Origin of the sequence: Protofrankia sp. Cas3 (genome assembly GCF_963555955.1) — a bacterium.
In the GTDB taxonomy this organism is placed as follows: domain Bacteria; phylum Actinomycetota; class Actinomycetes; order Frankiales; family Frankiaceae; genus Protofrankia.
The window spans coordinates 1-8,430 of the sequence record NZ_CAUVXP010000206.1 but is presented as its reverse complement, the minus strand read 5'-3'; the positions used below and the strand labels follow the sequence as shown (position 1 = coordinate 8,430).

Sequence of the window (8,430 nt, the reverse complement as noted above, 5' to 3'; positions counted from 1 at the left end):
GGGACTGGAAGGGCGCCGACGGGCTTGTTCAGCAGGCTGTCGACACGTTCGGCGGGCTGGACGTCCTGGTCAACAATGCCGGTTTCGTCCGCGACAAGATGTTCTTCAACCTCGACGAGGACGACTGGGACTCCGTCATCGAGGTGCATCTCAAGGGCCATTTCGCGCCGGCCCGGTTCGCGGCCCGTTACTGGCGGGCCCGCGCGAAGGCGGGCGAGGAGGTCTACGGCCGGCTCATCAACACCACCAGTGAGTCCGGTCTGGTCGGCAACTTCGGCCAGGCCAACTACGCGGCCGCGAAGGCCGGGATCAGCGCGCTCACCGTCGTGATGGCCCGCGAACTGGCCCGGATCGGGGTGACCTCCAACGCGATCGCGCCCCGGGCGCGTACCCGCATGACGACCCAGACCTTCGCCGGCTACGGGCAGGTGGAGGAGGGCGCGTTCGACAACCGGGCACCCGAGCACGTCAGCCCGCTGGTCGGATGGCTGGCCAGCCCGGCCGCGGCCGACATCACCGGCCAGATCTTCCACGTCTACGGCTCGGTCGTCTCGGTCTTCCGCGGTTGGGAGGTCGCAGCCACCATTGACGCAGGCGAACGGGCCTGGACGACCGAGGAACTCGTGACCGAGGGCCCGCGACTGTTCGCCGACCACGACCCGGGTCTGCCCCCGACCCTGCCCGGGGTCGCGGCGAAGGACTGAACTCGCGCGCTTGCCCGGCCGGCGCTCGCCGGCTGCTTCGCATCGGCGGGCGCCCGGCTTGTGGTAGCTGATGTCCACTTCGAAGGGAACTGTGGTGTCGGACGATCTGGTCCTGTGCACGACCGACGGTGATGGTGTCGCGACCGTGACGTTCAATCGTCCGGACCGGAAGAACGGTTGGTCACCGGAGCTGGAGGCGGCCTATTTCGGGACGCTGGACCGGGTGGACCGGGACGCCGACGTCCGCGCGGTCGTCCTGACCGGCGCGGGCACCGCCTTCTGCCCCGGGATGGACGCGAGCCGGCTCAATGAGAAGGCCGGTAAGGGGCTCGACCTGTCGGGACGACCGCCGCAGTACCGGCCGCGGACCCTGCGTAAGCCGCTGATCGCCGCCATCAACGGTGGGTGCGCCGGCATCGGGCTCGTCCAGGCGCTCATGTGCGACGTCCGCTTCGCTGCCAGGGGTGCGAAGTTCTCCACCGCGTTCGCCCGTCGTGGGCTCGCGGCCGAGTACGGCCTGAGCTGGGTCCTGCCGCGGTATGTCGGGCTGGAGAACGCCCTTGACCTCCTGCTGTCGGCCCGGACGTTCGACGCGGAGGAAGCCCTCCGATTGGGGCTGGTCAGCCGGGTGGTCGAGCGCGACGACGTGCTCGCGCAGGCCCAGGCGTACGCGGGCGACCTGGCCCGCAACTGTGCACCGACCGCCCTGGCGGCCATCCGGCACCAGGTCTACGGCGACCTCGAGGTCGGCCTGGACGAGGCGCTGCGCAGGTCGTTGCAGGTGATGGCGGTGACCAACGGGTCAGCCGACTTCGTGGAGGGCATGCGCAGCTTCATCGAGCGTCGACCGCCGCACTTCGCCCCGCTGGCCGACGACTTCGACGCCGGTGCACTGACCGGTGCTCCCGTGCCCGGTGGCCGGCTGGCAGCCGACGACGTCCTCGGTTAGCGCTTCCCCGGACTCGCCGGTTGGCCGCCGTTCGGGGCCCCGGGGCTGATGGTGGGAACGGACTGATGATGGGAACGATGTGAATCCGGTGCTGTGATTGTCGCACCGGATTCACATCGTCAGGCCGACGCTGTGGTGGGCCGGTGGGGGATCGCGGCTGGGACGGCTTGTCAGCGTGGTTCTTTGGGCAGGCCCAGGACCTGCTCGCCCAGGACGTTGCGCTGAATCTCGACGGCGCCGCCGTAGATCGTCTCTGCCCGGGAGTTCAGGAAGCTCGCCTGGAACAGGCTGAGTCGGTAGTCGTCCTTGACGAGCATCGAACCGGCGCCCGTCGCGTCCATCAGTAGTTCGCCGAAGTCGCGGTGCCAGGTGGACCAGAACAGCTTGGAGATCGACGACTCGGGTCCGGGGTGGGCGTTCGCGACGGCCCGGGAGATGGTGCGGATGTTCATCGCCTGCATGACCCGGAGCCCGACGTAGGCCGACGCGATGCGGTCCCGCAGCACCGGGTCGCTCGGCCGGGATCGCACGAGGTCGATCAGCGCCCGCATCTCGCGCTCGAACCCGGCCTGGAAGGGCAGCACGGTGGTGCCGCCGCGCTCGTTGCCCAGGGTCCCCATGACCACGCGCCAGCCACCGTTGACCTCACCCACAACAAGGTCCTTGCTGGTACGGGCTTCGGTGAAGAAGACCTCCGCGAACTCGGCCCCACCGGCCATGTTCCGGATCGGCCGTACCTCGACGCCCGGCTGGTGGCGGGGCACCAGAATCATAGAGATCCCCCGGTGTTTCGGGGCGTCCGGGTCGGTGCGGCACAGGACGTACAGCCAGTCGGCGTAGTCACCGAAGGTCATCCATATTTTCTGGCCGTTGATCACCCATTCGTCGCCGTCGAGTTCGGCCCGGGTACGCAGGCCGGCCAGGTCGCTGCCGGCTTCGGGCTCGCTGAAGCCCTGTCCCCAGAACTCCTCGACCGCGGTGATCTTCGGGAGGAAGCGGGCCTTCTGCTCGGGGGTACCGAACGCGAGCAGGGTCGGGCCGAACAGGTCACGACCGTGGACCCCCACCCAGTACGGTGCCTGCGCCCGGGCGTGCTCGACCTGAAAGATGATCTCCTGGGCGAGCGTTCCCCCGCGGCCGCCGTACTCGACCGGCCAACTGATGTTCAGCCATTTGTCCTTCGCGAGGAGTTTTTCCCACTCCCGGCGGAGTTCCCAGGCGGTGTCGTCGGCCGGGCCGCCGACGCCCAGGATGGTCCGGAAGTCACCGGTAAGATGATCGGCGATCCATGACCGCGCCTCCTCCTGGAACTGCCTGTCCTGTGCGGTGACGGCAACGTCCATTGGCTACCTCGCCCACTCGCGCCCAGGTGGGCGCCTCCGGCCGGATCAACGTGCAAAACCGTACAAAAAGTTAGCTGATAGCTGAGGCTATCGCAACTTGAGCGTCAGGCGGTGGGATGTCCATGCGGATCCCGACGCGCTATGGTTAGCTGATTTAGCTGATGGGAGAGGTGCTGTCGTGGACTTTGACCTCACGGACGAGCAGCGCATGCTGGCGCAGACCGCGCGGGACTTCGTCTCGCGTACCTGCCCACCGCGGCTGGCCAAGGAATGGGATGAGCAGGGCGTCCTGCCCAAGGAGCTCTTCCGCGGCATGGCCGACCTCGGGTGGTTCGGCCTCCCACTACCGGAGGACAGCGGTGGGGGCGGCGGTACCGCGCTCGAACTCGTGCTGCTCGCCGAGGAACTCGGGCGTGCCAGCCTCGACATCGCGATGTGCTACTCGGGCACCTTCATCCCCGGGCTCACCCTGCTGAAGTGGGGCACCCAGGCCCAGCGCGACCGCTACCTGCCCGGCATGCTGGATGGCACCGAGCGCTTCGCCATCGCCATGAGCGAGCCGGACGCCGGCTCCGACGTCGCGGCACTGCGCACCACCGCGGTCGACCACGGCGACCACTTCGTCCTCAACGGGCAGAAGGCATGGTGCACCGGGGCGGGCCTGCCTGGTACGACCATCGCGATGTACGTGCGCACCGACCCGTCCGCGCCCAAGCACGAGGGGCTGTCCCTGGTGCTGGTCGATCCTGCGACCGCAGGCGTGGAGATCCGTCGGACGCCGACGTTGGCCCGGCACATCCTCGGCACCAACGAGGTGTTCCTGCACGACGTGGTCGTGCCCCGGGAGAACCTGGTGGGTCCCCTGCACGGCGGTTGGAAGGTCATGCTCTCCGGGCTCGACCTCGAGCGGGTGCTCATGAGCGGCGCATACGTCGGGGTGGCCCAGGCCACGCTCGACGAGGCGCTGGAGTACTCCAAGCAGCGCCAGCAGTTCGACCGGCCGATCGGGAACTTCCAGTCGCTCTCGCACGCGATGGCCGACCTCCAGGTCGAGATCGACTCCGCTCGGCTGTTGTCGTACCGGGCCGCCTGGCTGCACGCCCAGGGCCGGCCGTGTTCCCGTGAGGGTTCGATGGCCAAGCTCAAGGGCTCCGAGACCTATGTCGCGGCGGCTCGGTGGGGGATGCAGATCCTCGGCGGTCACGGCTTCGCCACCGAGAGCGTGATGAGCTTCCGCTGGCGTGAGTCCATCGTCGCGCCGATCTCCGGTGGCACCAGCCAGATCCAGCGCAACGCGATCGCACGCAGCATGGGCCTACGCAGCTACTGACAGCAATTGGCTACCGATGGTAGTCGCTACTGAAGACGGTCACCGATGACCCTGTCCAGGAGAGGCAGCCACTGAACATGGCGAACTACGACTTCGGGGACGTCCTCCTCGTCGAGTCCGACGGCCCGGTGCGCGTCGTCACGATGAACCGTCCAGCGGCGTTGAACGCGTTCGCCGGCGGGCTGCACGAAGCCATCGCGGACGTCTGGGCACGCATCGCCAGCGACCGGGACGCACGCGCCGTGGTGCTCACCGGGGCGGGCCGCGCGTTCAGCGCGGGCGGCGACATCCCGGGGATGGCCCAGCAGATCGCCGACCCGGAACACCGCCGGCACAGCATGCGCGAGGCGCGGCGGCTCGCCGACGAGGTGGTGCGCTTCCACCTGCCGGTGGTGGCCGCGGTCAACGGCCCCGCCGTCGGCGTCGGGGCGACGATCGCGGTCATGAGCGACATCGTCCTGATCGCCGACACCGCGTTCCTGGCGGATCCGCACGTGCAGGTGGGTCTGGTCGCCGGTGACGGCGGCGCGGCGTTCTGGCCACTGGCCACGAGCATCCTGCGGGCCAAGGAGTACCTGCTCACCGGTGACCGCATCCCCGCGGACCAGGCTGTCGCCCTGGGCCTGGCCAACCGGGTGGTCCCGGCCGCCGAGTTGATGGACGAGGCCCGCCGGGTCGCGCACAAGATCGCCGCGCTGCCCCCGCAGGCCGTCCAGGACACCAAGCGGGCGATCAATCTGCATCTGGCGCAGGCCGCCCGACTGGTCCTGGACTTCTCCCTGGCGGCGGAGGGTGAGTCGTTCACCACCGACGAGTTGCGCCACAACGTCGAGAGCTTCAAAGCCAAGTCATGACCATGACCATGACCATGGGCGCCGTCTCATGAGCGCACCGGGCGCAGGGATCAGCTGAGCAGATCGAGGACGGTCTGCTTGTCGGTGTCCTCCAGCAGGAGTTTGCCGATCGCGGTGAGGTGCCGGCGCCAGAAGGCCTCCGCCTCTTCGGTCTGCCGGTTGCGGATCAGCGCGACGAGCTTGGTGTTGGCGCGATGTGCCTTGCCCACGAGCGTCCGCTGCTGGTCGGGGTCGCTGACATGCGCCATGTGGGAGGACACGGTGGCGGACTCGACGATCCGGTACAGCATTCCGACCAGGAGTCGCAGGGTGCGGTTGCCGGCCAGTTCGACGACGAGGAGGTGGAACTCCGCGTCGATGAACAAGAACCGCTCGTGATCGTCGAGGGCGTCCTGGCAGCTGGCCAGCACCTCGTTGAGCCGCGCGAGGGCATTGTTGTCGTGTTGCTCGGCGCACATGCCGGCGGCACGGGACTCCAGCAGAGCCCGGGCCTCGTAGACGTCGGCGAGGGTTGTGCCCCGGTACTGCAGGATCGCACCCGCGTACCGGGCGGCGGTGTCCCCGGACGGGAGGTGGACGCGCGCTCCGCCGCGCGCACCCCGTCGGACACTGATCAGCCCCTCGGACTCCAGGACCCGGAACCCCTCCCGTAGAGTCGGGCGGGAGACTCCGAAGCGTTCCATGAGGACCGCTTCAGACGGAAGCGCCGTTCCCTCGCCGAGTTTTCCGAGGATGATCTGCCGGCGGAGATGACTGGCGACGATTTCGCCGGCTTTGGGTACGCGGACACGGTCTTCGGTCGCCACGGAATCCTCCTGCTCGTTGGCACCGCCGCAGAACGGGAGTGGTGACTCGGCGTTGGGTGCCGGAGGCGGGTGAGTAGAGGTGTCCCCTGCGCGGTCGCTTCGATAATAATCTATCGGATCGCCCCTTGGCCTGTGTCTCCGGGCGATGAGGACGTTCCGGTTCGCACACCCTTCAGCCGGGCTGGCCCGGCTGGCCGGCCCGGCTGGTCAGCCCGGCTAGATGCCTATCCGCTGGGCGAGCTGTTCGCGATGGTAGGCGGGGTCACCGAGCAGGAGCTGCGAGGTCTTGGCCCGCTTGAAGTAGAGATGGGCGGGATGTTCCCAGGTGAAGCCGATCCCACCGTGCACCTGGATGTTCTCGGCGGCGCAGTGGAAGAACGCGTCCGAGCAGTAGGACTTGGCCACGCTGGCCACGACCGGTAGTTCGTCGTTGCCCTCAGCGGCCGCCCACAGGCCGTAGTACGCGGCGGACTTGGCCGACTCCACGTCCAGCAGCATGTCCGCGCACTTGTGTTTGATCGCTTGGAACGAACCGATGGGCCGGCCGAACTGTACCCGGATCTTGGCGTATTCGACGGCCATCTCCAGCACCTTCTGGGCACCGCCGACCTGCTCGGCGGCCAGGCCGATGGCCGCGGTGTCGAGAACCCGCAGGAGAACGCCCTCGCCCTCGCCGTCGACGCCGATCAGCCGGGCGGGGGTGTCGTCGAAGTCGAGCCGGGCCTGCTTGCGGGTGAGGTCCATGGTCGGCAGCGCGGTGCGGGTGAGGCCGGGCGCGTCGCCGGGGATGGCGAAGAGGCTGACTCCGGCTGCGGTCCGAGCCGCGACCACGACGAGGTCGGCGGTGTGACCGTCAAGCACGTAGCTCTTGGATCCGTTCAGCCGCCACTCGTTGCCGTGCCGGGTCGCGGGGAGCGTGATCCCGTCGGTGTCCCATCGGCCGGACTCCTCGGTGAACGCGAGCGTCGCTCGGGTGTCGCCGCCGGCGATGCCGGGCAGGTAGTCCTTCTGAGCCGCGTCGTCGCCGCTGGCGACAAGCGCCGTCGTCGCGAGGACGACCGTGGAGAAGTAGGGCGCGCACAGCAGCGCGCGGCCAGCTTCCTCCAGGACGATGCCCACCTCGACGAACCCGTAGCCGGCACCACCGTGCTCTTCGGGGATCGCGAGACCCGTCAGGCCGAGTTCGCCGGCCAGTTTCGCCCAGACGTTCGCATCGTAACCCTCGGTGGTCTCCATGAGACGCCGAACTTCGGATTCCGGAGAAAGATCCTCCAGGAAGTCGCGCACGGCGCGGCGTAGCTCTTCCTGCTCCTCGCTGAAGGCGAAGTTCACGGCAGCTCCCGGCTACAGGCAATATTCTGAACGAGGGTACAATTAGTAATCTAATTCGGCAAGATGTACTCTGAGTAACAGGATGGCGTCACGTCGAATCGGACGACACGACGTCGTTGAGCATGTCATCCCGTGGCTCAGGCCATTGTCAGTCCACCGCTTACCGACAGTGTCTGCCCGGTGATGTAGCCCGCCGCGGGGGAAGCGAGGAAGACGACGGCCGGGGCGATGTCGGTCGGCTGCCCGATCCGCTTCATCGGAACGGCCCGCGCGAGCGAGTCGTAGAGGCGCTGGCTGACGTCCGCGACCTGGTCGAGCAGAGCGGTGTCGGTCGGGCCGGGGCAGACGGCGTTGACGGTGATCCCGGCGGCGGCGGTCTCTCGGGCGAGTGCCTTGGCGAACGCGATGACCCCACCCTTGGTGGCCGAGTAGACCACCTCGCCGGACGATCCGACCCGTCCCGCGTCCGAGGCGATGTTGATGATGCGGCCCGACCCCCGTGCCAGCATGCTGTCAAGGACCGCACGGCTGGCGCGGATCGTGCCGAGCAGGTTGACATCCACCAGGCGCCGCCAGGTTGCCTCGTCGCTGTCGACGAACGGGCCGATCACGTCGACCCCGGCGTTGTTCACGAGGATGTCGACCTCGCCGAGCTCCGCCCGCACCCGCTCGACAGCGGCGAGCACGCTTGCGTTGTCGGTCACGTCGACGGTGACGCCAAGGGCGCGGCCGGCCAGTTTGTCCGCGGTCACCGCGGCGCCGTCGCCGTCGCGGTCGGCCACGGCTACCGCCGCCCCCGCCTGCGCCAGGGCGGCCGCGATGGCGGCTCCGATCCCGCGGGCGGCGCCGGTCACGATCGCGACCTTGCCCTCAAGTGCCTCGGTCATGCGCCGCGCTCCTCTCTACATCGCTGGCGGGTCCCGGTCGGTGCATCCGTGGTCCCGTATTGGCGTCATATCATATAACTATTTTGGATGTCATGATCGAACCTTCGGGTTGCCTCCCGAGACTGCCGGCCGGCCCCGTGACTGGTTGCCCGGCACCACAAATCGTGCAAGCATCTAACTTGTTACATGTCCTCTGCCGTCACGCGGAAGTGCCGGGCTCCGCCC

The 8,430-nt window shown here is 68.3% G+C and carries 8 protein-coding genes; 4 read left to right on the top strand and 4 right to left on the bottom strand.

What is annotated here, in order from left to right; translation table 11 throughout:
• Both U9983_RS24930 and U9983_RS24925 read left to right on the top strand, forming a co-directional pair.
• The coding region (locus U9983_RS24930) for an SDR family oxidoreductase (RefSeq protein WP_322756349.1) at positions 1-704 on the top strand (704 nt) is incomplete at its 5' end.
• A 94-nt stretch (positions 705-798) separates the two neighbouring features.
• Positions 799-1,653: an enoyl-CoA hydratase-related protein gene (locus U9983_RS24925; protein ID WP_322756348.1), complete on the top strand. Its 855-nt coding sequence runs from the start codon at positions 799-801 to the stop codon at positions 1,651-1,653.
• Between the two features lie 170 nt (positions 1,654-1,823).
• Here U9983_RS24925 and U9983_RS24920 read toward each other — a convergent pair whose 3' ends face one another.
• Positions 1,824-2,996: an acyl-CoA dehydrogenase family protein gene (locus U9983_RS24920; protein WP_322756347.1), complete on the bottom strand. Its 1,173-nt coding sequence runs from the start codon at positions 2,994-2,996 to the stop codon at positions 1,824-1,826.
• Positions 2,997-3,174: 178 nt separating this feature from the next.
• On the opposite strand from U9983_RS24920, the gene U9983_RS24915 reads away from it, so the two are divergent.
• On the top strand, positions 3,175-4,326 hold the full coding sequence (locus tag U9983_RS24915; RefSeq protein ID WP_322749438.1) for an acyl-CoA dehydrogenase family protein: 1,152 nt from the start codon (positions 3,175-3,177) through the stop codon (positions 4,324-4,326).
• A gap of 77 nt (positions 4,327-4,403) precedes the next feature.
• The gene (locus U9983_RS24910; protein ID WP_322756346.1) at positions 4,404-5,180 is read left to right on the top strand and encodes an enoyl-CoA hydratase/isomerase family protein; all 777 of its coding nucleotides are present in this window, start codon (positions 4,404-4,406) and stop codon (positions 5,178-5,180) included.
• Positions 5,181-5,230: 50 nt separating this feature from the next.
• Here the strand turns inward: U9983_RS24910 and U9983_RS24905 are convergent, their stop codons facing one another.
• The 3 genes from U9983_RS24905 to U9983_RS24895 all read right to left on the bottom strand — a co-directional run bounded on the left by U9983_RS24905 (position 5,231) and on the right by U9983_RS24895 (position 8,205).
• The gene (locus tag U9983_RS24905) at positions 5,231-5,986 is read right to left on the bottom strand and encodes a FadR/GntR family transcriptional regulator (RefSeq protein WP_322756345.1); all 756 of its coding nucleotides are present in this window, start codon (positions 5,984-5,986) and stop codon (positions 5,231-5,233) included.
• Positions 5,987-6,202: 216 nt separating this feature from the next.
• A complete protein-coding gene (locus U9983_RS24900) occupies positions 6,203-7,318 on the bottom strand; it encodes an acyl-CoA dehydrogenase family protein (RefSeq protein ID WP_322756344.1) in 1,116 nt (371 codons plus the stop codon).
• Positions 7,319-7,455: 137 nt separating this feature from the next.
• Positions 7,456-8,205, bottom strand: a complete 750-nt coding sequence (locus tag U9983_RS24895) for a glucose 1-dehydrogenase (RefSeq protein ID WP_322756343.1) — start codon at positions 8,203-8,205, stop codon at positions 7,456-7,458.
• Positions 8,206-8,430: the final 225 nt, after the last annotated feature.

What these genes read in the sequence shown, in the direction of transcription:
- U9983_RS24895 (WP_322756343.1), bottom strand. Translation starts at nt 8,205, where the DNA reads ATGACCGAGGCACTTGAGGGCAAGGTCGCGATCGTGACCGGCGCCGCC.
- U9983_RS24910 (WP_322756346.1), top strand. Translation starts at nt 4,404, where the DNA reads ATGGCGAACTACGACTTCGGGGACGTCCTCCTCGTCGAGTCCGACGGC.
- U9983_RS24920 (WP_322756347.1), bottom strand. Translation starts at nt 2,996, where the DNA reads ATGGACGTTGCCGTCACCGCACAGGACAGGCAGTTCCAGGAGGAGGCG.